The 24,215-nt window shown below is 35.3% G+C and carries 21 protein-coding genes, 1 other RNA gene and 1 riboswitch; of the genes, 4 read left to right on the top strand and 18 right to left on the bottom strand.

What is annotated here, in order from left to right:
• Positions 1 to 5: 5 nt before the first annotated feature.
• From ACTQ46_RS00670 to dprA, 9 genes are all read right to left on the bottom strand, one after another.
• Entirely contained in the window at positions 6 to 779 is a 774-nt protein-coding gene (locus ACTQ46_RS00670; RefSeq protein WP_441746638.1) for a phosphatidate cytidylyltransferase, read from the bottom strand.
• Complete coding sequence (locus tag ACTQ46_RS00665; protein WP_441746636.1) at positions 776 to 1,513, bottom strand: isoprenyl transferase; 738 nt, start codon at positions 1,511 to 1,513, stop codon at positions 776 to 778. Before ACTQ46_RS00665 ends, ACTQ46_RS00670 begins: the two co-directional genes overlap by 4 nt.
• Positions 1,514 to 1,527: 14 nt before the next feature.
• A complete protein-coding gene (gene frr / locus ACTQ46_RS00660; RefSeq protein ID WP_441746634.1) occupies positions 1,528 to 2,085 on the bottom strand; it encodes a ribosome recycling factor in 558 nt (185 codons plus the stop codon).
• Positions 2,086 to 2,105: 20 nt separating this feature from the next.
• A complete protein-coding gene (pyrH, locus tag ACTQ46_RS00655) occupies positions 2,106 to 2,813 on the bottom strand; it encodes a UMP kinase (protein WP_441746632.1) in 708 nt (235 codons plus the stop codon).
• A gap of 257 nt (positions 2,814 to 3,070) precedes the next feature.
• Positions 3,071 to 4,531, bottom strand: a complete 1,461-nt coding sequence (locus ACTQ46_RS00650; protein WP_441746630.1) for an NCS2 family permease — start codon at positions 4,529 to 4,531, stop codon at positions 3,071 to 3,073.
• A gap of 401 nt (positions 4,532 to 4,932) precedes the next feature.
• Positions 4,933 to 5,607 carry a translation elongation factor Ts gene (tsf, locus tag ACTQ46_RS00645; protein WP_441746777.1) on the bottom strand — a complete coding sequence of 225 codons (675 nt, stop codon included), beginning with the start codon at positions 5,605 to 5,607 and terminating at the stop codon, positions 4,933 to 4,935.
• 88 nt (positions 5,608 to 5,695) lie between these two features.
• Complete coding sequence (gene rpsB, locus ACTQ46_RS00640; protein ID WP_441746628.1) at positions 5,696 to 6,442, bottom strand: 30S ribosomal protein S2; 747 nt, start codon at positions 6,440 to 6,442, stop codon at positions 5,696 to 5,698.
• 138 nt (positions 6,443 to 6,580) lie between these two features.
• Positions 6,581 to 8,656 (bottom strand): type I DNA topoisomerase, encoded by a 2,076-nt coding sequence (gene topA / locus ACTQ46_RS00635; protein ID WP_441746627.1) that lies wholly within the window; start codon positions 8,654 to 8,656, stop codon positions 6,581 to 6,583.
• A gap of 4 nt (positions 8,657 to 8,660) precedes the next feature.
• Positions 8,661 to 9,743: a DNA-processing protein DprA gene (gene dprA, locus ACTQ46_RS00630; protein ID WP_441746625.1), complete on the bottom strand. Its 1,083-nt coding sequence runs from the start codon at positions 9,741 to 9,743 to the stop codon at positions 8,661 to 8,663.
• Positions 9,744 to 10,056: 313 nt separating this feature from the next.
• On the opposite strand from dprA, the gene ACTQ46_RS00625 reads away from it, so the two are divergent.
• Together ACTQ46_RS00625 and ppdK are read left to right on the top strand one after the other, a co-directional pair.
• On the top strand, positions 10,057 to 10,872 hold the full coding sequence (locus ACTQ46_RS00625) for a pyruvate, water dikinase regulatory protein (RefSeq protein WP_441746623.1): 816 nt from the start codon (positions 10,057 to 10,059) through the stop codon (positions 10,870 to 10,872).
• 15 nt (positions 10,873 to 10,887) lie between these two features.
• Positions 10,888 to 13,533 (top strand): pyruvate, phosphate dikinase, encoded by a 2,646-nt coding sequence (gene ppdK / locus ACTQ46_RS00620; protein WP_441746621.1) that lies wholly within the window; start codon positions 10,888 to 10,890, stop codon positions 13,531 to 13,533.
• 101 nt (positions 13,534 to 13,634) lie between these two features.
• Here the strand turns inward: ppdK and ACTQ46_RS00615 are convergent, their stop codons facing one another.
• Genes ACTQ46_RS00615 through lysA form a run of 5 tightly spaced genes read right to left on the bottom strand, consistent with a single transcriptional unit; the run spans position 13,635 to position 18,579 of the window.
• Complete coding sequence (locus ACTQ46_RS00615; protein ID WP_441746619.1) at positions 13,635 to 14,603, bottom strand: diaminopimelate dehydrogenase; 969 nt, start codon at positions 14,601 to 14,603, stop codon at positions 13,635 to 13,637.
• Positions 14,604 to 14,617: 14 nt separating this feature from the next.
• Positions 14,618 to 15,361 carry a 4-hydroxy-tetrahydrodipicolinate reductase gene (dapB, locus tag ACTQ46_RS00610; protein WP_441746617.1) on the bottom strand — a complete coding sequence of 248 codons (744 nt, stop codon included), beginning with the start codon at positions 15,359 to 15,361 and terminating at the stop codon, positions 14,618 to 14,620.
• Between the two features lie 12 nt (positions 15,362 to 15,373).
• The gene (gene dapA, locus ACTQ46_RS00605) at positions 15,374 to 16,255 is read right to left on the bottom strand and encodes a 4-hydroxy-tetrahydrodipicolinate synthase (RefSeq protein ID WP_441746616.1); all 882 of its coding nucleotides are present in this window, start codon (positions 16,253 to 16,255) and stop codon (positions 15,374 to 15,376) included.
• An 8-nt stretch (positions 16,256 to 16,263) separates the two neighbouring features.
• Positions 16,264 to 17,247, bottom strand: coding sequence for an aspartate-semialdehyde dehydrogenase (locus ACTQ46_RS00600; protein ID WP_441746614.1), 984 nt, complete (start codon positions 17,245 to 17,247; stop codon positions 16,264 to 16,266).
• 27 nt (positions 17,248 to 17,274) lie between these two features.
• On the bottom strand, positions 17,275 to 18,579 hold the full coding sequence (gene lysA / locus ACTQ46_RS00595; RefSeq protein WP_441746612.1) for a diaminopimelate decarboxylase: 1,305 nt from the start codon (positions 18,577 to 18,579) through the stop codon (positions 17,275 to 17,277).
• Between the two features lie 70 nt (positions 18,580 to 18,649).
• Positions 18,650 to 18,794, bottom strand: a riboswitch (Lysine riboswitch).
• Between the two features lie 135 nt (positions 18,795 to 18,929).
• Here lysA and ACTQ46_RS00590 point away from each other — a divergent pair.
• Positions 18,930 to 19,634, top strand: a complete 705-nt coding sequence (locus tag ACTQ46_RS00590; protein ID WP_441746775.1) for a response regulator transcription factor — start codon at positions 18,930 to 18,932, stop codon at positions 19,632 to 19,634.
• Entirely contained in the window at positions 19,624 to 20,991 is a 1,368-nt protein-coding gene (locus tag ACTQ46_RS00585) for a sensor histidine kinase (protein ID WP_441746610.1), read from the top strand. Before ACTQ46_RS00590 ends, ACTQ46_RS00585 begins: the two co-directional genes overlap by 11 nt.
• Positions 20,992 to 21,164: 173 nt before the next feature.
• Here the strand turns inward: ACTQ46_RS00585 and rnpB are convergent.
• The 4 genes from rnpB to rpoD all read right to left on the bottom strand — a co-directional run bounded on the left by rnpB (position 21,165) and on the right by rpoD (position 24,197).
• Positions 21,165 to 21,505: RNase P RNA component class A (gene rnpB, locus ACTQ46_RS00580), an RNA gene on the bottom strand.
• 35 nt (positions 21,506 to 21,540) lie between these two features.
• Entirely contained in the window at positions 21,541 to 22,302 is a 762-nt protein-coding gene (locus tag ACTQ46_RS00575; RefSeq protein ID WP_441746608.1) for a Nif3-like dinuclear metal center hexameric protein, read from the bottom strand.
• The gene (locus tag ACTQ46_RS00570; RefSeq protein WP_441746607.1) at positions 22,292 to 22,984 is read right to left on the bottom strand and encodes a tRNA (adenine(22)-N(1))-methyltransferase; all 693 of its coding nucleotides are present in this window, start codon (positions 22,982 to 22,984) and stop codon (positions 22,292 to 22,294) included. Before ACTQ46_RS00570 ends, ACTQ46_RS00575 begins: the two co-directional genes overlap by 11 nt.
• A 1-nt stretch (position 22,985) precedes the next feature.
• Positions 22,986 to 24,197, bottom strand: a complete 1,212-nt coding sequence (rpoD, locus tag ACTQ46_RS00565) for an RNA polymerase sigma factor RpoD (protein WP_441746605.1) — start codon at positions 24,195 to 24,197, stop codon at positions 22,986 to 22,988.
• Positions 24,198 to 24,215 lie beyond the last annotated feature (18 nt).

Below are 24,215 nucleotides of genomic sequence, written 5' to 3'. Positions count from 1 at the left end.
TTCTCCTATATGAATAAATATATAATGTATATATAAGGGATCGTAAATAAAATACTGTCAAAACGATCTAATACTCCCCCATGACCTAAAAATATTGATCCATAATCCTTTAATCCGGATAATCTTTTTAGTTTAGAGGCACAAAGATCACCAACTTGTCCTAATAAAGAACCGATCATTCCTAAAAATACTATGGATAATACATTGGTACTATTGATAGCTGTTGCAAAGCCAAAACAAATTATACCGACGCCGATCATTCCTCCGACGGCTCCTTCTACAGTCTTTTTCGGACTCACTTTTGGAATAAGCTTGTGTCTGCCGAAGAGGCTTCCGCATATATATGCCAATGTATCTGTGCCCCATGCGCAAATATAAACAAGCCAGATAAAGAGTGTAGATTCTAGAAAAAACATCATGGAAAAAGGTATCGAAATATAGATCAAAGAAAAGAGCTGTGCCATAATATCTTCTAATTTTCCTTTTTCTGCTAATACATAGGAAACAAATGTAATCATAGAAAATGCGATCAAGACACCCGTTATCGCCGGCATATTCTTAAGCATTGCAAATACCATAATTATCGAGTTCGCTATATATACCAGTGATATATTCTGATGGAATCCTATTTTTTTTAGAGCGATGTTTAATTCATAAAGACCTACATTGGATAAGAATAATAAAAAAGCCAACAAAGAAAAGGATCCTTTATAAGTGAAAAAAATGGAGGCTATTAAAACGAGAACGCCTGTTATTGTACGCACAACAAGTTTTTTCATTTTAATCCTCCATATCTTCTTTCTCTATTTTGAAATTCTAAAATAGCTTTTTGAAACTCTTCTTTTGTAAAATCAGGCCATAAACACTCTGTAAAATAAAACTCGGAATAGGCAATCTGATAAAGCATAAAATTACTGATTCTTTTTTCTCCTCCTGGACGAATCAGCAGATCCACATCCGGCTGATCTTTCGTATCCAAAAAGGATTTAAATAATTCGCTGTCAAGATTCTTTATTATAGTCGGGTCTTTTTCATATTCTTTGAATAAAGCCTTTATGCCAGAAACTATTTCATCTCGTCCGCCATAATTAAGTCCTATATTAAGAGTCAAACCATTGTTGTCTTTTGTCTCTTCTTTCGCGTAGTTTACAGCATTTAGAGCGCTAGTCGGGAGTTTGCTAATATCTCCCATAGTAAGAAGCTTTATATTATTTTTCTTAAAATCGCTTAATCTGCTATTTACATATCGCACGATAAGATTCATAAGACTGTTTACTTCTTCTTTTGGCCTTTTCCAGTTTTCTGTTGAAAAGGCATATAGACTTAAGTATTGAATACCTAACGCTACTGATTCTTCGAGAATATCTTCAATTCTCTCAGCACCGACTTTATGACCTGAAATACGTGGAAGATGGCGTTTCTTGGCCCATCTTCCATTTCCATCCATTATAATTCCTACATGGACCGGCACTGAATTGTTTTTAATTTGTTTTTGTATTTCAGCATTTTCCATTTGTTTCTCCAAAATTAAATATCCATTAGTTCACTTTCTTTTACCTTGACAATATCTACGATTTTTTCAATATAGGTGTCAGTGATCTTTTGAATTTCCTGCTCCGCTTGTATCTTTTCATCTTCTGTTATTTCTGAAGCTTTTTCTTGTTTTTTAACAGTATCCATAGCATCTCTGCGTGAGTTTCTAATTGCAACTTTTGCTTTTTCAGAAGCAGCGCCTACTACTTTAACTAATTCTTTACGTCTATCTTCAGTAAGTTGAGGAAAAGGCAGACGTATCAATTTTCCATCATTTGATGGAGTGATTCCTAGATCTGAACCCAATAAAGTTTTTTCAATTGCTGGGATTAAAGAAGCATCCCAAGGCTGAATAACTAACAATCTAGGCTCCGGTGTAGAGATTGTTGCTACCTGATTTATAGGCGTTTGTACGCCATAATAATCGACAGTCATCCGATCTAACAGCTGTGGATTTGCTCTCCCTGCTCTTATCGCAGTCAATTCATTTTGAAATGCAGTGATTGTTTTTTCCATCTTTTCTTCTGTTTCTTTATATACTTCCTGTACCATAACTCTATCTCCTTTCAAATTTATCTAACGACAGTACCTATTTTTTCGCCTACTGCAACGCGAACTAGATTGGTTGGATCATCGATGCCGAATACTACAAGAGGTATATGATTATCCATACATAAAGAGGTTGCAGTAGAATCCATGATACCTAATCCTTTATTTAAGATTTCAATATAGCTTAATTCATCATATTTGACTGCATCTTTATTTATATTTGGATCTGAATCATATACACCGTCAACACCTGTCTTGCCAGCTAATATAACGTCTGCATTAATTTCTGCTGCTCTTAAAGCTGAGGTCGTGTCTGTTGAGAAATATGGAAGACCTGCACCCGCTCCAAAAATTACGATTCTTCCTTTTTCTATATGGCGAATTGCTCTTCTTCTGATATAGGGCTCTGCAATTTCCCTCATTTCTATAGAAGTTTGAACTCTGGTTTCCACTCCAAGATTTTCTAGCGATGCCTGAAGTCTTAATGCATTTATTATAGTTCCAAGCATTCCCATATTGTCTGAAGTCGATCGATCTATATTTTCATTAGATCGTCCTCTCCAAAAATTTCCACCCCCAACAACGATTGCTATTTCCAATCCCATTGTATGTACTTCACGTATTGCCATACAGATACGATCGATGACTTCGTCATCTAATCCATATCCTTTATTGCCCGATAGTGCTTCACCGCTTAATTTTATTATGACCCTTTTATATGCGAGTTCCATAGACCCTCCTATACATAAGATAAATGAAGAACCAAAGTTCTCCATTTACATTCATTATAATATTATATCTGAAATTCATTTTATTATTTAAAAAAATAATTCTGCCAAAAAGACAGGCTTATTTATTATTTAACCTAAAAAATATTATATCTTAATCACTCATCCATTGCAATCTTTAGAAAGTCTTTCCATATTAGATATACTACGGATAAACATAGAAAAAGGTCTTATTTCATCAAGAAACAAGACCTTTTTTTCTAGCCAGATACCATAAACGCAAAACGTATTACAAATAATATAGCAATTATAGTAATTATCCAATTTACTTCTTTAGCCTTGCCAGAGAATAATTTTATTAAAATAAAACTTATTATACCAACGGCTATCCCATTTGCAATGGAATATGTAAAAGGCATGATTACAACTGTTAAAAATGCAGGTATAGCATTTGTCACGTCTGAAAAATCAACATGCTGTATTTGTTTCATCATTAAAACACCAAGATATATCATCGCTGGAGCTGTTGCAGCTGCAGGGACAAGTCCTATAATCGGTGCAAGGATTAATGATGCTAAGAATAATATTCCTGTAATAACGGATGCAAGTCCGGTTTTACCACCAACGGCAACCCCCGCTGCAGACTCAGCATATGTTGTACATGTAGAACTACCTACTAATGCAGCACCTGCACTTGAGATAGCATCTGACAATAATGCTTTTTCCATTCGGATAGGATTCCCTTTCTCATCGACTAGATCTGCTGCCCTGGCGGTCCCTAGAAGGGTACCCATGGTGTCAAAGAGATTAACCAAACCAAAGGCGATAATAAGCATCACGAGATTGAATATAGATGTGAGCGGTGTATCCCCCTTTGATAAAAGTCCCGGCAGATCCATATTGAAGAACGATACTTCAAAGAAATTGCTGAATTGCTGTCCTAGTCCCATCATCTCAGTCATTGTCGATAAACCTAAAGGAAAACCGATAATAGTTCCGACAATAATACTTATAAGCATTGCTGCTTTAAATTTTTTGGAAAGTAATACTGCTAACACAACTAATACAACTAGTGTTACGAGTGCAGATTTTATCATAGTATTGTAAGCAGCAGCTTCATACTGCATTCCACCAGCAAATACCATACCATTTGCATCGCCAGCGGATCCTAGTAGAGAAAAATCAATGATACCAACTAGTGTTGAAGGGTTGCTTACGATAAGGGAGCTGTTTTTCAAACCGATAATAGTCAAAAATAATCCGATACCAGGTCCTATAGCTCCTTTAATAGCTTCAGGAATTGCATTCATAATTGCTGTACGTATACCGCCTAAGGACATTATAATAAATGCTACCCCTGAAAGGAATACAACGGCTAATGCCTGCTGATAAGTATATCCCATTGCAAGCATAACTGTATATGCAAAAAATGCATTTAATCCCATACCAGGTGCTTGGGCAAAGGGCAGTCTGGCATATAACGCTGTCAGCATCGTACCGATAAAAGAAATGATACAAGTACCGATAAAAATACCGCTAAAATATTTAGCAAAGTCTGGGGTACCTTCAAAAGGGCCCGCCAAAATCATGGGGTTTACAGCTAGAATATAACTCATTGCTAAAAATGTAGTTAAACCAGCAATAACCTCCGTCCTGACATCGGTGTTATTTTCTGTCAGCTTAAAATAACTCTCAATGAAACCGTTTTTCTTGCTTTCCATATTGACCTCCTTTTTCAATAAAGAATATTATTCATATCGGATGATATGAATTTTTGTTTAGATTTTTTCAAATACAAATATAAAATTTCTCCTCTACTGCAGCCTCCTCTCAGTTAATCTATAAATATCAGCTTCTATGTATCGCTTAATCCTATCGATATATTTTCACAATGCATCAGGAAAATATATGTACAATCGTTTACATAACGGTCTAACGCATCTATGAATGTTCTGATTATTATATAGATATTACTTAATTGTTATTCTATTAATAAATACCCTTCCTTTCAAGTTGTAATTGATAGGAACTTGTAAATTCTTATATATTTTAAAGCTTAGCAATATAGAAAAGCAAAGAAAAAGGCTAAAAACAGTTAATGCTCCTAGCCTCCAGTTTCTATTTAGTTGCCCATTTGTTTTGCTACTTCGTCTGCGAAGTTTTCTTCTCTTTTTTCAAGACCTTCGCCTACTTCATAACGAACAAATCTTCTGATTTGGATATTCTCACCAATTTTTGCAACAAGATTTGTTAATAATTCTTGTACAGTTACTGATGGATCTTTAATAAAAGGCTGTTCTAATAAACAGATCTGCTCATAAAATTTGTTTAATCTTCCTTCTACTTTTTTCTCAGCAATCATTTTTGATTTCGCTTCGTCCATACCTTTTTCAGCATTTTCATTCATAGCTTGTCTGACTAAAACTTCTCTTTCTTCTTCTACTATATCTGAAGGAACTTCTTCTCTTCTAACATATTTTGGATTAGAAGCTGCTACCTGCATTGCCATATCTTTTGCGAAATTTTGGAAATCATCATTTTTTGCAACGAAATCTGTTTCAGAATTGATTTCGATAATAGATCCGATTCTGCCGCCGTGAATATAGCTTACTACAACACCTTCAGAAGCAATTCTTCCAGCTTTTTTAGCAGCACCTGCAAGACCTTTTTCTCTTAATAATTCAGCAGCTTTCGCCATATTTCCGTCTGCTTCTACAAGAACTTTCTTGCAGTCCATCATTCCAGCGCCTGTTTGCTCTCTTAATTCTTTTACCATTGATGCACTAATTGACATTATTAATAAACCTCCATATATTTCCTTGTTCTATAGTCTCAAAAAACAAAGGTAAGAGTAAAAGTTCAATACTTTCCCTCTTACCTAAAAATTACGCTTCTGTTACTTCTTCTGTACTCTCTTCAGCAGCTTCTACTGTTTCCGCTTCGTTTTGAGCACCTTGATTTGCTTCTACAACTGCATCAGCAATCTTTCCTGTAAGAAGTTTAACGGCACGAATTGCATCGTCATTTCCAGGGATAGGAAGATCAACTTCATCAGGATCACAGTTCGTGTCTACAACACTAATAACAGGTATATTTAAAATATGAGCTTCGTTAACTGCAATTTTTTCTTTTTTAGGATCGATAATAAAAATTGCTGCTGGAATTTTCTCCATATCTTTGATTCCGCCAAGGAATTTTTCTAATTTTTCCTGCTCTAATTTAAGTTTGCTTACTTCTTTTTTAGGAAGCAAATCAAAAGTTCCATCTTCTTCCATAGCTTCTAATTCGCGAAGTCTAGCAATTCTGCTTTTAATTGTTTTAAAGTTGGTAAGCATTCCGCCTAACCATCTTTGGCTTACATATGGCTGTCCGCATCTTTTTGCTTCTGTTTCAATTGCTTCTTGAGCTTGTTTTTTCGTACCTACAAACAACACTTGTCCGCCGTCTGCAGCGATATCTCTAACATAATTATAAGCTTCGTCCATTTTCTTTACAGTTTTTTGTAAATCGATAATGTAGATACCATTTCTTTCTGTAAAGATGAATTTCTTCATTTTAGGATTCCATCTTCTTGTTTGATGTCCGAAGTGAACACCTGCTTCTAATAATCGTTTCATTGAAATAACTGACATTTTAATTCCTCCATTGTTTTTTCCTCCACTCTATTCCCCTCAAATGAAAACCTGTGGCAACATTCCTTTGATCCTAGAGTGTGTGTATTTTTAAAATACGTACTTGAGTAGAATAACATATTCTAACCAGAATTACAACTACTTTTCATAGTCGCAATTCTCATTGCTGCAAAGTATTTTATCCGTCTTTCTATTTTTCTTATGAACAAGCAAAGAACCGCATTTAGGACATTTCTCTCCAGTAGGTTTATCCCATAATGCATAGTCGCATTTCGGATAGGAGCTGCATCCATAAAAAACTTTCCCTCGCTTAGATACTTTTTCTATCATATCTCCTGTTTTGCATTTAGGACATTTAATTCCCGTACTCTTAACAATAGTTTTTGTAAATTTACAATCTGGAAAATTACTGCAGCCGATAAATTTTCCGTTTCTTCCATGCTTGATTACTAAATGATCTCCGCATTCTGGACAAATTTCATCAATTGGCTGATCTTTAATCTTAAACTTTTCTTCTGCTTCTTTTGCTTTATCCAGTTCCCCTTCAAATTTTTCATAAAATACAGATATTACTCTCTTCCAATCTTTCTTGTCATCAGCGATTTCATCTAATTCTTTTTCCAATCCTGCGGTAAATTCTTCATTGACGATATCTTTGAAATATTTAGAAAGAAATTCGTTAACATTTTCCCCGATCTGCGTAGAGAAAAACTTCTTCTCTTTAATTTCTACATAGTGGCGTTTTAATAAACTTGAAATAATGGATGAATACGTGCTGGGTCTTCCAATACCGTCTTCTTCTAATGTCTTCACAAGAGAAGCTTCTGTATATCTCGGTTTAGGTTTTGTGAAATGCTGTTGCTTGTCTACAGAAATTTCTTTCAAAACAGTACCTTTTTTTAAATCTGGAAGAATTTTATCCTGGCTTCCGCCTACAGTATATACTTTTGTAAATCCATCAAACAATTCTATTAACCCATTAGATTGAAGGATATACTCTCCATTTTGTATTTGAACGGAAGTCGACTTGTATTGCGCCGGCATCATTTGACTTGCAACTACCCTTGTCCAGATAAGATTGTAAAGTTTATACTGATCATCTGTTAGATAAGATCTCAAAGATTTAGGAGAACGTTGAATCGAGCTGGGTCTTATGGCTTCATGGGCGTCTTGAGAGCCTTTTTTTTGTTTGCCATAGTTTACCCCTTTAGAAGAATAGTTTTCTCCGTATTCTTTGCGTATATATTGTAAAGCTTCTTGTATAATTTCATTGGATAAACGAGTAGAGTCCGTTCTCATATAGGAGATCAGACCTACTGTCCCTTCTTTTCCAATGGAAATCCCTTCATACAGCTGCTGAGCAATGGACATAGTTCTGCCGGTTGAAAAACCTAGTTTACTGTATGAATCCTGCTGAAGTGTACTAGTGGTATGAGGCGGATACGGATTTTTTCTTTTTTTCCGTTTTGTCACTTTGGTAATCAGATTCTCTTTGCCTTTTATTTCGGAGATAATCCGATCAGCTTCTTTTTCTTCGGGTATCTCAATTTTTACTTCTTTTCCCTTTATGAGTTTAGACTTGAGATTTGCCTCGAAACTCTGCTTTTGTTCAAGAAATGTTGAATGCACCGTCCAATATTCCTCTTTTACAAATTCTCTGATTTCCTTTTCTCTATCGCAAACCAATTTTAAGGCCACTGATTGAACACGTCCAGCACTTAACCCGCTTTTAACTTTTTTCCATAATAATGGAGATAGATTATATCCTACTATCCGATCGAGAACTCGTCTAGCCTGTTGTGCGTCCACTAAGTCCATATCAATTTTCCTAGGCTCTTGGATCGCTTTTTTTACTGCTTCCTTTGTTATTTCTTGAAAAACGACTCTATTCGCTTGATCCAAGTCTAATCCTAAAATAAAGTTTAAATGCCAAGAGATTGCCTCTCCTTCCCGATCCGGGTCAGTGGCTAAAAAAACTTTTTCTGCATTTTTTGTTTCCTTTTTTATGTTTTTTATAATATCGCCTTTGCCTCGGACATTGATATATTCCGGTTCAAAATCATCTTCAATATTTACTCCCATTCTGCTTTTGGGCAAATCGCGCAAATGTCCTACAGAAGCGATTACTTTATAATTTGAACCCAGCATTTTTGAAATCGTCTTTGCTTTAGTTGGCGACTCTACAATCACTAAATTTTTAGCCAAAAAATTCATCCTCTCACTTTAATATGCTATATTTATCCCCAATCATTCCAATAAGTCCTTTCAGCTCAAGACTGGTGATAATTTCCAGCACTTCACTGATTGCCATGTCTTTTTCAAAACAAAGTTCATCGCAATTCTTAGGAGAGATCATCAACGATTGGAAAATACTTTTTTCATTTCCGCTTAACTCTTCATTTATTTCTTCTTTACACTGTGTCTGTAATATACTGTCCTCGTAAGGCAGTTCATTTAGAATATCTTCTACGTTCATAACAAGCTTTGCTCCGTCTTGGATAAGCTTATTTGTACCGCTGCTTCCTTGGGAAAAGATATTGCCTGGTACTGCAAATACTTCTCTACCTTGTTCTCCAGCAGCCGTTGCCGTTAATAAAGTTCCTGATTTCTCCTGAGCTTCTATCACTAACACGCCCATACCTATACCGCTTATAATGCGATTTCTTTGAGGAAAGTTATAAGGCTTTGGATCCGATCCTAATGGAAATTCTGAAATAATACAACCATTGTCTTCCATTTTTGAATACAAAGCTCTATTGCTCTTAGGATATATTTGATCTAATCCATTACCCAAAACCCCTAATGTCTTATTATCGTTGTCCAACGCAGCTCTATGAGCAATTCCATCTATTCCCAATGCTAATCCGGATATTATGGGTATTTTATAATAACTAAGTTCTCTTACAAGTTTTTCGCAGACATATTTGCCATAATCTGTACATTTTCTTGAACCGACTACAGAAACGCCTTTATTAAAAGTTTTTTCTAATATACCTTTGTAATACAATGTAGGAGGCGGATTTTGAATATGTATTAAGTTTTCAGGGTAATCTAGATCTGTATAATGCACTTTATGTATATTAAGCTGAAGAAGCCGATCTTTATATTTATCGATATCTGTTTTGTCTATCCTTTTGCTCAATTTTTCTATAATAGACCGACTGAATGGAAGATTATAGAGAGATTCTCTTAATTCTTTAATGGATCGTATGCCGATTTCTTCATATAGAACATACTGTTTGTCATAAGAAAGACGCACAATATTTAGTAATAAAAGAAGATCCTCATATTCGGAGGACATAAAAACTCACCTCTTAAAAGTATAATTATTTTTACTATACAACGAAAGCGGGACTAGAATCAAATTCCATAATTGTTTTTTCAATAGAGAGCAAATAATAGATTCATTAAAAAATAAACTTCCTGGGAAATCGATCACATCTACTTATTTTAATTATAATCATGCTTAGTGCCTATGAATATTTTATCTTGCAAAAAAGTCAAGTAAATGTTTTCACAGTCTTTAGATCTCCATAGAATATTAATGAAATTTTATGGTTCTTGTTGTATAATATGAATAGAGATAGTTTTCCTAAATTATCATAGGAGGTATCATGGAAACTCTTAGACTATTCATCATTTCAGACTCTACCGGAGAAACGGGAGAGCAGATCGTAAAAGCATCTATAGCTCAATTTACCATAAAAGACTTCAAAATAAAACGTTTTTCACACGTGAGAGATATCAATAAGCTACATAATATACTAGAAGAGTGCAGCGAATCGCCTTATAGTATCATTTATTATTCTCTTGTCAATGAAAATCTTATTGATTATACCCGAAAATATTGTGACCTTAATAATATAACCAGCGTAGATATTTTATCACCAGCAATTATAGCAATTGAACGAATGACAGATCAAGTGCCTATTGTAAATCCAGGTGCTTTGAGAAAGCTGGATGAACAATATTTCAAACGTGTTGAAGCAATCGAGTTTGCAGTGCGATATGATGATGGTAAAGATCCACGCGGCGTTTTAATAGCAGACATAACGATATTAGGTATATCTAGAACTTCCAAAACACCTTTATCGATGTATTTAGCAAATAAAAATATTCGTGTCTGCAATATTCCATTAGTACCGGAGACACCTGTGCCGGATGAGCTATTTCAAATACCAGCCAAAAAAGTTATAGGCTTAACAAATTCACCGGAAAAGCTCAATGAAATTCGGAAAGAAAGGCTTAAGGCTATGGGTCTGCCCCCTATCTCCTCTTATTCAGATTTAGGAAGAATACTAGACGAGATAGAACATGCTCATTTAATTATGAGAAAAATTGGCTGTCCAATCATTGATGTATCCGCTAGAGCAATTGAAGAAACAGCGGAAATCATCATAAAACACATGAAAAAAACTAATATTATTTAAAGGAGAGGTGCTGAAATGGACAAAAAATACGTCTACAGTTTTAGTGAAGGAAACAAAGAGATGAGAAATCTTTTAGGTGGTAAAGGGGCCAACCTAGCGGAAATGTCTGGTCTTGATTTGCCAGTACCCCAAGGTTTTACAATTACTACAGAAGCCTGTAATCGTTTCTACGAAGAAAACAGCCAGCTTTGGGATTCACTATTAACTGAAATCGATCAACATTTGGAAGAATTAGAAAAGATTCAAGGCAAAAAATTCTCTGATCCAAAAAATCCTTTACTTGTTTCTGTACGTTCTGGCGCTGTTTTTTCAATGCCAGGTATGATGGACACAATTTTAAACCTTGGTCTCAATGATGAGGCGGTTAAAGGAGTTGCCGAATCAACTGAAAATGAAAGATTCGCTTACGATTCATACAGAAGATTTATTCAGATGTTTTCTGATGTAGCTATGGAAGTACCGAAAGCTTTATTTGAAACAAAAATCGACGAAGCGAAAGAAGCAAAAGGCGTTAAAGACGATACTGAATTATCAGCCGACGATTTAAAAGAAATAGTTGAAGAGTTCAAAGCCATCTATAAAGAAGAACAAGGCGAAGACTTCCCTCAAGATCCTAAAACTCAATTGATTTATGCTATTGAAGCTGTTTTTAGATCTTGGAATAATCCTCGCGCTAATATTTATAGAAAACTTAATAATATTCCAGATGATTTAGGAACAGCTGTAAATGTTCAATCCATGGTCTATGGAAACATGGGTGATACCTCTGGTACAGGTGTTGCTTTCTCAAGAAATCCATCTACAGGAGAAAATAAATTATTTGGCGAGTACTTAATGAATGCACAAGGCGAAGATGTAGTAGCCGGTATTAGAACGCCTCAGCCTATCTCTCATCTAGAAGACATAATGCCTGATATTTATAAACAGTTTAAGGATATCGCCGACAAACTTGAACATCATTACAAAGATATGCAGGATCTTGAATTTACAATTGAAAGAGGAAAATTATATATTCTTCAAACTAGGAATGGTAAAAGAACTGCACATGCTGCATTAAACGTAGCTGTAGACCTTGTAGAAGAAGGCTTGATCTCTAAAGAAGATGCAGTTCTTCGCGTAGAACCAGCCTCACTAGATCAACTATTGCATCCTACGTTTAATAAAGATGATTTAGACAGCGCTAAAGCAATAGCCAAAGGTTTGGCAGCATCTCCAGGAGCTGCATCCGGTAAAATTTATTTTACAGCCGAAGATGTAAAAGCTGCTTCCGAAAAGGGCGAAGATTGTATTCTTGTAAGACAAGAGACTTCTCCAGAAGATATCGAAGGAATGATAAGCGCTAAAGGAATTTTAACGGCTCGCGGAGGTATGACATCACATGCTGCAGTTGTTGCCCGCGGTATGGGTAAATGCTGTGTTGCAGGCGCCAGCGAAGTACATGTTGATGAAAGAGCTAAAACAATAAAAGTAAAAGATTTGACTTTATCCGAAGGAGATGTCATTTCTATAGACGGAAGTACTGGGGCTATCTATAAAGGAGAAATCAAAAAAGAAAATCCTAAGATGACTGGAAACTTCGGAAAATATATGCAATGGGTTGACGAAACAAGCATTCTTAACGTTCGTACAAATGCAGACAACCCGAGAGATGCGAAACAAGCTTTAGAGTTTGGCGCTGAAGGAATCGGATTATGCCGTACAGAGCATATGTTCTTCCATGAAGACAGACTTCCAGCAGTTCGTGAAATGATACTATCCAACAGTGTAGAACAGCGTCAAAATGCATTGGATAAATTGCTTCCATTCCAAGAAGAAGATTTCTATGAAATTTATAAAATCATGACTGGACTTCCAGTGACAGTTCGTTTATTGGATCCTCCTCTTCATGAATTCCTTCCATCTAAAAAAGAAGAAATGGATGCTTTGGCAAAAGAGATGAATCTAAGCTATGATGAGATTGTAAGCAAAGTAGACGAACTTCATGAAGTAAACCCGATGCTTGGACATAGAGGCTGCCGTTTGGCAGTAACATATCCAGAAATTTATCGTATGCAGGCTAGAGCGATTATAAATGCTGCTTTAAGAATTAAAGAAGAGGGCGCTGATATCATTCCTGAAATTATGATTCCTCTTGTTGGCGACATTAAAGAGATGAAATATGTTAAAGATGAAATTATAGATGAAATCGGAAAAGTATTCGAAGAAAAAGGTACCCAGGTAGAATACCATATCGGTACAATGATTGAAGTTCCACGAGCAGCGTTAATGGCAGATGAAATTGCTAAAGAAGCTGAATTCTTCAGTTTTGGTACTAACGATTTAACTCAAATGACATTTGGATTCTCTCGTGATGATGCTGGAAAATTCTTGCCTGAATACAGTGAAAAGAAAATATATCCTCAAGATCCTTTCGCGGTATTAGATCAAGACGGTGTGGGTCAATTGGTGAAATTAGCTGCAGAAAAAGGAAAAGCTGCTAACCCTAATATCCATATGGGAATCTGCGGAGAGCATGGCGGAGAACCGCAAACAGTAGAATTCTGCAACAATATAGGATTAGACTATGTTTCTTGTTCTCCATACAGAGTGCCGATAGCAAGAGCTGCCGCTGCACAAGCTGCAATCAAAGCTAAAAACGAAGATATTCATATCGATAAATAAAACTTAAAGCAGAGAGTCTAACGACTCTCTGCTTTTTTTTACGAAAAAACTGTTATTTCTCAGACTTCTCTGAAAAATAACAGTTTTTGTATTTCACTAGATTAGATATAGTTTTTTCTTAGCTCTTCATCGGTATACACTGATAAATAAGATAGCGGCAGGTCAAAAACGGTAATTGCTCCTGTTTTCCCTTCCTTAAAAGCTCTATGAACACCCCTTGCATAGGCTACTGCCACACTAGCTGTAAATTCAGGATTACTATCCAGAGATAAACTGAATTCATAATTCTGTTTACAGCCATTTGATGTCTCCCCTATCCTGATAACTGTCCCGCCATGAGGCATGCCTTGATGTTCTGCTGATAATTCTTCTTCCGATATAAAATGAACCGTTGTATCATAATCAGAAAAATAATTTGGCATATTCACAATCTCATCTGTAATTGCCTTTTCATCAGCTCCTTCTTCTAAAACTACAAAACATTCTCTAAAATGCTTGTCTCTAGTAGAAAGTTCAAGCCTTTCTCCAGCTTTTATTTTTTCAATTACATCTTGATTTGGAATCGTATACTGAATCGCATTTTTTACCCCTTCTATCCTTCGGAGAGCATCGCTGTGTCCTTGGCTGACACCTTTTCCCCAAAATGTATAGGTATCTCCCTTCGGCAGAATACATTCTGAAAATAAACGCTGAATAGAAAATAAACCCGGATCCCATCCTGTAGAAATTAAAGATAGTGTTCCATTCTCTTTTCCGATACGATTCATTTTATCAAAATACTCAGGAACTTTAGCATGGGTATCATAACAGTCCACAGTATTGAAATTTTCTAATACTGAAGGTCCTTGTTCCATTAAATCTGTTGCTGAGCCGCCTGCTAATAAGCAGACATCTATTTGATCCTTAAAGGAAGGAAGCTCATCTACACTGTATACTGCGCTTTTAGCCTTAATATCTTCTGGATTCCTGCGGGTAAAAATTCCGACAACTTCCATATCTTCAAACACTTCGCAAGCTCTTTCAATTCCTTTGCCTAAATTACCATATCCTACAATTCCAATTTTTATCATATACTAATTCCTTTCTAAAAAATATCTTTCATACTATACAAACCAGGCTTACCATTTACGATGAAATCTGCAGCTTGCAGAGATCCAATTGCAAATATTTTTTTAGAACCTGCCTGATGCTTGATTTCTAAGATTTCATCCAGCCCAGCAAAAATCACAGAATGTTCACCAACTATACTGCCTGCTCTGATGGTATGTATCCCTACTTCAGAAGAATTTCTTTGCTCTTTCAACTCATGACGGTCATATATAGGAGTGGTTTCTCCATTTCGGCCTTTTCCAACTGCATTATAGAGCATTTTAGCAGTACCGCTGGGTGCATCTTTTTTAAAGTGATGATGTTTTTCAATAATTTCAATATCATACTGGGCCAATTTTTCAGCTAGTTCTGACACGATTTCAGTCATTATATTAATACCTAAGCTCATATTGCCAGACCATAAAACAGGTATCTGTTCCGAAGCAAGCTTTATCTTTTCAATCTGCTCTTCATTATGACCTGTCGCTGCAATCACGATAGGAATTTTGTTTGATGTACCATAGTTTAAGATAGACTCGAGGGTTTCAGCGACGGAAAAATCGATAATTACATCAATATTTTCCGGATTTATTTCAATAATATCCGCATATACAGGATAATCCGCTTTCGACTCGCCTTCTCCAAATCCAGCTGCAATATGATATTGTTCTTTGTTTTCTACAACTTCAGTTACAACTTTTCCCATTGCCCCTGTAGCTCCTGCAAGTAAAATATTCACCTGTTCCTCCTATTAGAGTAATCCTACCTCTTTCATTTTTGTTTTTAATAATTCAACTGTCGAATCAGATGGACTTGTTAAAGGAAGGCGTAGATTGCTTTTTCCATATCCCATAAGTTCTAATGCTGATTTAACAGGTATAGGACTCGCTTCAGCGAATAAAGCATCAATAAATTCTTTATATTTTAATTGAAGACTCCTGGCTTCTGAAACATTACCCTCTAGATAATTCATAACCATATTATGAGTTTCAAGAGGAGCACAATTGGCTAGTACAGAAATAACCCCTATTCCCCCTACTGATAATAATGGTACTACTATATCATCATTCCCAGAATAAATATCAATTTTGTCGCCGCATAGAGCTTTTACAGCGACCGTATAGCCTAAATCCCCTGTAGCATCTTTCAAGCCGATAATATTTGGATGGTCCAACAATTCTAAAACAGTTTCTGGTGCTATCGGCATATTCGTTCTACCTGGAACAGTATATAGAATAATAGGAATATTTACCGCATCTGCTATGGCTAAAAAATGTTCCTTTAATCCTTTTTGTGTAGTTTTATTATAATACGGTGTCACCTGCAGCAGACCGTCTACACCAAGCTTTTCAGCCTCTACACTTAGATTGATGCCGTGGCGAGTATCGTTACTGCCCGTACCAGCAATAACTGGTAGTCTTCCATTGACTTTTTTCACAGTATGTCCGATCAATTCAAGATGCTCCTCGTCTGATAATGTTGAAGCTTCACCAGTAGTTCCAGCTATTATGATTGCATCTGTTTTATTTGCTATTTGGAATTCGATTAATTTGTCTAATTCTTCATAATTAACCGTCATATCTTCATTAAAAGGAGTAACAATTGCTACTCCCGATCCTCTAAATAAAGTCATTTTGCCTCCTATTGCATTTCATTTGCTACGATTTCGGCGATTTGGACAGTGTTTGAAGCAGCTCCTTTTCGTAGGTTATCAGCTACACACCAGAAGTTGATGCCATTATCCACACTAAAGTCTCTTCGAATACGGCCTACAAAAACTTCATCTTTTCCATCGGATTCTTGCTCTAAAGGATAGATATTGTTTTCAATATCATCTCTTATGATAATTCCCGGGAATGATTCAAAATCTTTTGTGATTTCTTCAATATCAAAATCTTTTTCTAGTTCAACATTGATACTTACTGCATGAGAGTTCTTAATAGGAACACGTACAGTTGTTGCTGTTACTTTTAAACTATCATCATCTAATATTTTTCTAGTTTCTTCAATCATCTTCATTTCTTCTTTTGTATAGCCGTTTTCAAGAAATACATCAATATGAGGAAGGCAGTTGTACGCAATCGGATATGGATATACCTCGCAAGTTTTATTTGCTAGATCTTCAATAGCTTTCATTCCTGAACCGGACACTGCTTGATAAGTATTATATATCACTCTCTTAATACCATATTTATCATATAAAGGTTTTAAAGGCAGTACTGACTGTATTGTAGAACAGTTTGGATTTGCAATGATTCCTGAATTATTTAATGCTTCTTTTCCGTTTACTTCAGGGACTACTAGCGGAATATCTTTTTCCATTCTGAAACGAGAACTGTTGTCTACGACTGTAATTCCTTTACTAGCTGCAATCGGAGCGAATTTTTCTGAAATCGTTCCACCCGCAGAAAAAGTTGCTATATCGATATCTCTATCGAAAACATCCTCGGTCAGCTCTTCAACCACATATTTTTTTCCTTTAAATTCTATTTCCGATCCAGCGGATTTTTTAGAAGAAAACAAGTATAGATTTTCTATAGGAAAATCCTTTTCTTCTAAAACCTTCAGAATCATTCTTCCAACATTTCCAGTAGCACCAACAACAGCTAAATTAACTTTTTTCATTTTCTTCTCCTTGTTCTAATCTATTTTTTAATCACTAATAACTATATCATTTGCTATAAGATCTTTATATTCTTCTCTGCGAACTGCTAGTTTGGACTTGCCGTTCATAACAAAAACCATAGCCGGCTTTTCTATTCTATTATAATTGCTGCTCATAGAATAATTATAAGCTCCCGTTGAATTTATTAAAAACAAATCATTTCTGCCGGCCTCAGGAAGTATAATATCTTTTATAAGAAGATCTCCGCTTTCGCAGCATTTTCCAGCTATTGTATATTTAACGGCTGGTTTTTCTTCTGCTTTATTCGCTATAATACCTTCATACTCAGCTTGATATAAAGCTGGACGAATATTATCCGTCATTCCCCCATCTACAAAAATATAATTTTTGCCTCCGAATGTTCTCTTAACTCCTCCGATCGTATACAGCGTCGAGCCGCTGTTATTAATTAAGGAACGGCCGGGTTCGATATCAATCTGCTTTAAATGAAGTCCATTATTTTTCGAATAATCTTCTATAAATTTTACTAATTTTTTTAGAAATTCGCTAATGCTAAAAGGTTTGTCTTCTTCTGTGTAATATACACCGAACCCTCCGCCTAAATTCAACTCTTCCACATGGATATTTTCTTCTTTTTCAATTCTAGATATATACTCCAGCATTGTCTCAGACTCTTTTAGAAAGGAATCTTCTTGAAAGATTTGAGAACCTATATGGCAATGAAGACCTTTGAACCCTAAATATTCGTCATCATGTATGCGTCTTATAATCTCAATCGTATCTTCGTCGAATATACTCACGCCAAATTTTGAATCATTTTTTGAAGTCTTAATATATTCATGGGTATGAGCATCTATACCAGGATTTACTCTCAATAGAACTCGCTGAGATTTTTTATAGTCTTTCAAAAGATCGGATAGTATTTCTATTTCTAATTCATTATCGACAATTATCGTACCTACATTGGATTCTATTGCCATCTGCAATTCTTTTACCAATTTATTGTTGCCGTGAAAAAAAATACGTTCTGCTGGAAATCCTGCCTTTAAAGCTGTATATAATTCCCCGCCGCTAACTACATCCAGCGATAATCCTGATTCATCGATTATTTTTGCTACATATAGATTTAATAGAGCTTTTGAAGCATAAATTACATTTGTTTTCAGCTGATTGCTTAAAAAATTGTATTTAAAATCTGCAATCGTATTCTTAAACTGTTCTTCGTCAATAATATAAAGAGGGGTACCGTATTCCTCTGCCAGCGATTGTGCAGAGACTCCGCCAACCTCAACCATATTATCGGAAATTTTCATTGTTCCAAATAACTTCATCTCATCATCCTCTCGAATACAAAAAAACCATGAGCAAAAGCACTCATAGTTCATAGTCAACTTCTGCCCCAATGCAAGAAGTACTCCATTAGCGAGATGGGCATCCCGCCATGACAGTCCCAAACCTATTCGATTTGACCCCAATACTAAATTAGTATTTCGGCGATGTAGCCTTTCATAATTTACTCATCCACACCGCGGCCTCTTACTTACATTGAATTAAATTGTCTAAAATCATCATAACAGTCTTATAGACATAAGTCAAATATAAGTTTAATTTTAACCCTACTGTGTCGTTTACTTAATTTACTCACAAAAATGTTATATAATAATTTTAATAAGGAGGTATTATCTTGGATATATCAATTTTAATTATAGAAGACGAAGTAGGAATTTCAAATATTGAAAGAAAATACTTAGAAAAAGAAGGATATCTTGTAGATCAATCCTTTAATGGGGAAGATGCATTAATAAAAATCAAAGAAAACCGCTATGATTTAATCTTGCTGGATTTGATGCTTCCTGGAGTAAGCGGAGAAGAAATTATGGAGTATATCCGAACAAATTCAGAAACACCTGTAATTATGGTTACCGCAAAAGTGGAAGAAGAACAAATTGTAAAGGGTTTAAAATTAGGTGCGGATGATTATATTTCAAAACCCTTCAGTCCTAAAGAAATGGTACAAAGAGTAAAAACTGTTCTAAGACGAGTTGAAAAGTATAATCTGCCAAAAAGCGAATGGCTGAATATCGACAATGGAAGAATAAAAATCGATTTTGATAATCATAAATTATTGAAAAACGGCCAAGAAGTCTCTTTGACAAATAACGAATTTAAGATTATACAAACGTTGTTCTCAAATCCTCAAAAAATATTTACTCGGGAAGAAATTATTGAGATAGCCTTTGGGATGCACTATGATGCTTATGATCGTGCAATAGATACCCATATCAAAAATATAAGGCATAAAATTGAAGATCAGCCAAAATCTCCTAAATATATTAAGACCGTTTATGGAGTAGGCTATAAGGCAGGACTTGGAGATGAAGTTTAGAAAACAAATCAGTATCACATTTTTAATAGCCATCTTGATTCCATTTACAATACTTGTGCTTATTACAAGTTTAAATTTTAATTCATCTTTTAGAGAATATCTAGAGTATGAACAGAATATCAAGTTCCAGTCTATCGAGCAGATGGTTACAGAAATAATGAATGCCCCCTATCCTATCGGGCAAAAAAGAGAACTCCTTAAAAACTATATTGCAAACGAACAGCTTCAATTGCAAATACTTGATAAAGACAATAACATTTTATTGGATATAGATGCTCTTCCTGATACGAATATTCAGCCGGATAATGAAATAATCCGAAAAGATTATCCTTTAATAGATAACAATCAGCAGGTAGGCACAATTCAATTTAGTTTTATCGATACAAATTATACCGATATCATGACAAAATCCTTTAGTCAAACGATGTTTAAGTTTTTATTTATAAGCTGCATAATTGCTTTAATGTCTACTATTATAATGAATTATTTCATTGCCCATGCTCTTTCTAGACCCATTAGCTTTTTATCCATAGCTACGAATCAAATCAAAGACGGAGAATTTGAAAATCTGAACCTTCCTCCCTCTGATATCTATGAAATTGAGACATTAAACAACGATATAGAATATCTTGCCAATACTCTCAAGCATCAAAAGGCTATTCGAGAAAATTATGCTCAAGACATCAGCCATGAACTCCGTACACCATTAACAAATCTTCAATTGCACATCGAAGCTTTGAAAGACGGAATTATAGATCCTAGCGAAGAGAATTACGAAACTATACTAAATGAACTATTAAGACTTAATGTTATAGTGACAGGATTAAAAGAAAGTTTTAGCGGTGCAATTAAGGAAGAACTCTCAATATCCCGTTTTAATGTTGAAGAGCTGCTGAACGAAATTACAATAGCTGTGAACCCTTCCTTCCTAAAAAAGGAAGTCTTGCTGATTGCAAATTTAGAAAAGTCGATTACTATAAGCACGGACAAAGATAAATTAACACAAATCATCCAGAATTTATTAAGCAATGCATTAAAAGCTTGTGAAAAAGACGATAAAGTCTATTTAACACTTACTCATCGTCATCATAAAATATTAATTTCCATACGAGACACTGGAATCGGCATGGCTGAAGAGTCAATTTCAAATATATTCGATCGTTTCTACAGAGTCGACAATGTTCGTAATACGAAAACCAGCGGCTCCGGTCTTGGTTTATCTATTGTAAAAAACTATACCAATCGGTTAGGAGGCAAAATATTGGTAAATAGCAAAGAAGGACTTGGTTCGGAATTTATTCTTGAATTTTCCGATAAAATTATAGATACAGCAGAAATAGCAGAGAAATCAATGTAAAAAAGCAGATCATTTATGATCTGCTTTTTCTCATAATAAATTATTATTTTTTGAGAGTCTTGTATAATTTAGAAGAGCCAATGAAGGTTTATTATAATACATTTTTATCCTTCTACTTATTGCACAAAAGTACAAAACAAACTTTGACAATAAAAAAGGCAGCGTCTCCGCTGCCTTTGACCAAGTCTATAAGCCGTGTTCTGTATTAGATGATCATCTATCTAGATCTATTGTTGCCAATAGACTCAAGCAATCTACCTTCCGGAGATGGCGAGCAGCCATCTTTTTATCCTATTTGATTTTGCACCAGATGGGGTTTACATAGCCAAATAGTCGCCTATTTGCTGGTGAGCTCTTACCTCGCCTTTCCATCCTTACCTCTGCTTCGAAAAGCAGCGGCGGTATATTTCTGTTGCACTAGCCTTAGGGTCGCCCCTACTGGACGTTATCCAGCATCCTGCTCTATGGTGCACGGACTTTCCTCGTTAAAAAACGCGATCATCTGACTTACTCGATATATATTATAACAAAGTAAATTACTATTTGCAATTAAAGATATTTTCTTTCGTATGGATTCGATTTTAGAATATATGACTGTATCTCTGGAAAATGACTCTGAAGTTCTTCTTTCATTCTTTCAAGAATATGTACCTCAGAATCAAAATGACCCAAATCAATCAAATTCATATTATTTAATAACGCTGCCTCAATATCATGATGTTTTAGGTCCCCAGTAATATATAAATCGATACCTTTTTCAATACAAAGATTTATGAAACTTCCGCCGCTGCCTCCGCAAACAGCAATCTTATTAACACTATGATCTAGCTTCCCATAGTACAATAGCCTATCTTGATGGAATTTCTCCTTAATCTCAAGGGCTATCTTTTCAAAAGAATGGTTAACTTCGGTAAATCGAAGGAATCCTTCCTCATCAAGAGATCCTTTATTGCCATAATCTAACATATTAAGCAGTTCATCCGATACACCGTCTCTTACCTTGTCTATATTCGTATGCATCGAATATACATCTATATTGTTCCTTATTAAGGATAGTATAAGCTTAGACTTGCCCTCGGAAGCATTTAAAGATTTTAAAGATGTGAAAAATAATGGATGATGAGATACGATCAAATCGATATTATGATCAATAGAAAACTCTAAAGCTTCTTTCGTAATATCTATTACAAATAAGACTTTGAAAATCTTTTTATTAAGATCTGCAATCTGAATACCCGAATTATCCCAATCTTCTTGAAGGAATTCAGAGTATCTCTGTTGAAACACCTCTATAATATTCTTAAGAATCATATGCCTCAATCACCTCATTAATTTCATTGATATCTTTTTGAAGTTCATTTATCCGTTCGCTGGCAGAGGAACTCCCTATGCTGTTTAATTTAGTTAATATACTGCTTTTTTCGTCTTTTAAATGAATCAGATATTTCTTCAGTACAATAGATTGATTCTCTATCAATCTTCTTCCGAATTTGTATTCTGTTTCTGTATAAGGTTTATCGAGTCCTCTCTTTACGCAAAGAATCGTATAGTATTTTCGATTCTCAAAAAGATCTTTTTCATTCTCAATATAAAAACCATTATAAAGAAGCCATCTCCTTAAATGGTCTACTGCATTATTCGGCTGAAGTATAAGCGTTGATGCAGTTTTGGCTGTCTCTATAGAATGAGATAATATTTCTTCTATCAAAACTCCACCCATTCCAGAAATAATAATCGTATCGACTTCAAAGGGAAGAATCTGTTTTAATCCATCGCTGCATCTCGTCTCAATATTTAATGATCCAGCCTTTTCTTGAAGTTTGTTTTCCAATTTTTCTAAAGAAGGTTTGCTGATATCCGTCGCAATCACTTTTTTTGCAATATTTTCCTCTATAAGATAAATAGGTACGACCCCATGGTCCGTACCTATATCTGCTACAATCGAATTTTTCTCTATAAAATGAATTATAGTTTTTAAACGCTGCATTTTCATATTAATCTAAGAAATCCTTCAATTTTTGACTGCGGCTTGGATGCTTTAATTTTCGCAAAGCTTTCGCTTCTATTTGACGAATTCTTTCTCTCGTAACATTAAACTCTTTTCCTACTTCCTCTAGTGTTCGCGGAGTCCCGTCCACTAAACCAAAGCGCAGTTCCAGAACTTTTCTCTCTCTCTCATTTAATGTCATAAGAATTTCATTTAATTCTTCTCTAAGCATCGTAAAATTAGCTGCTTCGTCAGGAGCAACAGCTGTGTCATCCTCGATGAAATCGCCTAAATGACTGTCCTCCTCTTCACCAATAGGTGTTTCCAAGGAGACAGGTTCTTGAGCAATTTTTCGGACTTCTCGTACCTTTTCTACTTCAATTCCCATTTCTTTAGCGATTTCTTCATTTGATGGATCGCGTCCTAATTCTTGGACTAACTGTCTTTCAATTCGAACGAGCTTATTTATAGTCTCAACCATATGGACTGGGATACGTATTGTTCTAGCTTGATCGGCTATAGCTCTGGTTATTGCTTGACGAATCCACCATGTTGCATAGGTACTGAATTTAAATCCTCTTTTATAATCAAATTTATCAACAGCCTTCATCAAACCCAGATTTCCTTCTTGAATTAAATCTAAGAAGGACATTCCTCTTCCTACGTATCTTTTTGCAATGGATACAACCAAACGTAAATTCGTTTCTGCTAATCTTTTCTTGGCCCTGTTATCTCCCGCCTCCATTCTTTTCGCTAATGCTACTTCTTCAGGAGCAGTTAATAGGGGAATCTTACCGATTTCTTTAAGATACATTTTAACGGGATCATCTACATTTAGACCTTTAATATCTGCTATGGGAATTTCTTTTTTTAATTCCTTCGTGTCAGCATCCTTTTCCTCTTTCTCTTTGAGATCATCTGCAGGCTCATCTTCCTCTGTAAATTCAAGTTCGGCCTCTTCATCGACAACCTCTTCATCTTCAATATTCACTTTTTCTATATTTACGACTTCATCTTCCTCATCGTAGTCAATATTTTCTTTCAGAAGTCTTTCTTTAATCGCTTCTATATCTTCAGGATCTAATTCGGAGAAGTGATCTAGACTCTCAAGGTTTGTTTTAGTGACGATTCCATTCTTTTCTTTTGCGATCGAGATTAATTCCTCAATCATATCGTTTTTTAATTCATCATATTTTTCCTGATCTTTATTTTTACTCATATGATGATCCTCCTTCCA

The sequence above is a fragment of the Gallicola sp. Sow4_E12 genome (assembly GCF_052116305.1).
Classification (GTDB): Bacteria; Bacillota; Clostridia; order Tissierellales; family Peptoniphilaceae; genus JBQKLI01.
This window is presented reverse-complemented; position numbering and strand designations above follow the sequence as displayed.

Bases quoted from the DNA above. Each gene is read 5' to 3' on its own strand.
- ACTQ46_RS00670 (WP_441746638.1), bottom strand. From the start codon at position 779: ATGAAAAAACTTGTTGTGCGTACAATAACAGGCGTTCTCGTTTTAATA.
- ACTQ46_RS00665 (WP_441746636.1), bottom strand. From the start codon at position 1,513: ATGGAAAATGCTGAAATACAAAAACAAATTAAAAACAATTCAGTGCCG.
- frr (WP_441746634.1), bottom strand. From the start codon at position 2,085: ATGGTACAGGAAGTATATAAAGAAACAGAAGAAAAGATGGAAAAAACA.
- pyrH (WP_441746632.1), bottom strand. From the start codon at position 2,813: ATGGAACTCGCATATAAAAGGGTCATAATAAAATTAAGCGGTGAAGCA.
- ACTQ46_RS00650 (WP_441746630.1), bottom strand. From the start codon at position 4,531: ATGGAAAGCAAGAAAAACGGTTTCATTGAGAGTTATTTTAAGCTGACA.
- rpsB (WP_441746628.1), bottom strand. From the start codon at position 6,442: ATGTCAGTTATTTCAATGAAACGATTATTAGAAGCAGGTGTTCACTTC.
- topA (WP_441746627.1), bottom strand. From the start codon at position 8,656: ATGAATTTTTTGGCTAAAAATTTAGTGATTGTAGAGTCGCCAACTAAA.
- dprA (WP_441746625.1), bottom strand. From the start codon at position 9,743: ATGTCCTCCGAATATGAGGATCTTCTTTTATTACTAAATATTGTGCGT.
- ACTQ46_RS00625 (WP_441746623.1), top strand. From the start codon at position 10,057: ATGGAAACTCTTAGACTATTCATCATTTCAGACTCTACCGGAGAAACG.
- ppdK (WP_441746621.1), top strand. From the start codon at position 10,888: ATGGACAAAAAATACGTCTACAGTTTTAGTGAAGGAAACAAAGAGATG.
- ACTQ46_RS00615 (WP_441746619.1), bottom strand. From the start codon at position 14,603: ATGATAAAAATTGGAATTGTAGGATATGGTAATTTAGGCAAAGGAATT.
- dapA (WP_441746616.1), bottom strand. From the start codon at position 16,255: ATGACTTTATTTAGAGGATCGGGAGTAGCAATTGTTACTCCTTTTAAT.
- ACTQ46_RS00600 (WP_441746614.1), bottom strand. From the start codon at position 17,247: ATGAAAAAAGTTAATTTAGCTGTTGTTGGTGCTACTGGAAATGTTGGA.
- lysA (WP_441746612.1), bottom strand. From the start codon at position 18,579: ATGAAGTTATTTGGAACAATGAAAATTTCCGATAATATGGTTGAGGTT.
- ACTQ46_RS00585 (WP_441746610.1), top strand. From the start codon at position 19,624: ATGAAGTTTAGAAAACAAATCAGTATCACATTTTTAATAGCCATCTTG.
- ACTQ46_RS00575 (WP_441746608.1), bottom strand. From the start codon at position 22,302: ATGATTCTTAAGAATATTATAGAGGTGTTTCAACAGAGATACTCTGAA.
- ACTQ46_RS00570 (WP_441746607.1), bottom strand. From the start codon at position 22,984: ATGAAAATGCAGCGTTTAAAAACTATAATTCATTTTATAGAGAAAAAT.
- rpoD (WP_441746605.1), bottom strand. From the start codon at position 24,197: ATGAGTAAAAATAAAGATCAGGAAAAATATGATGAATTAAAAAACGAT.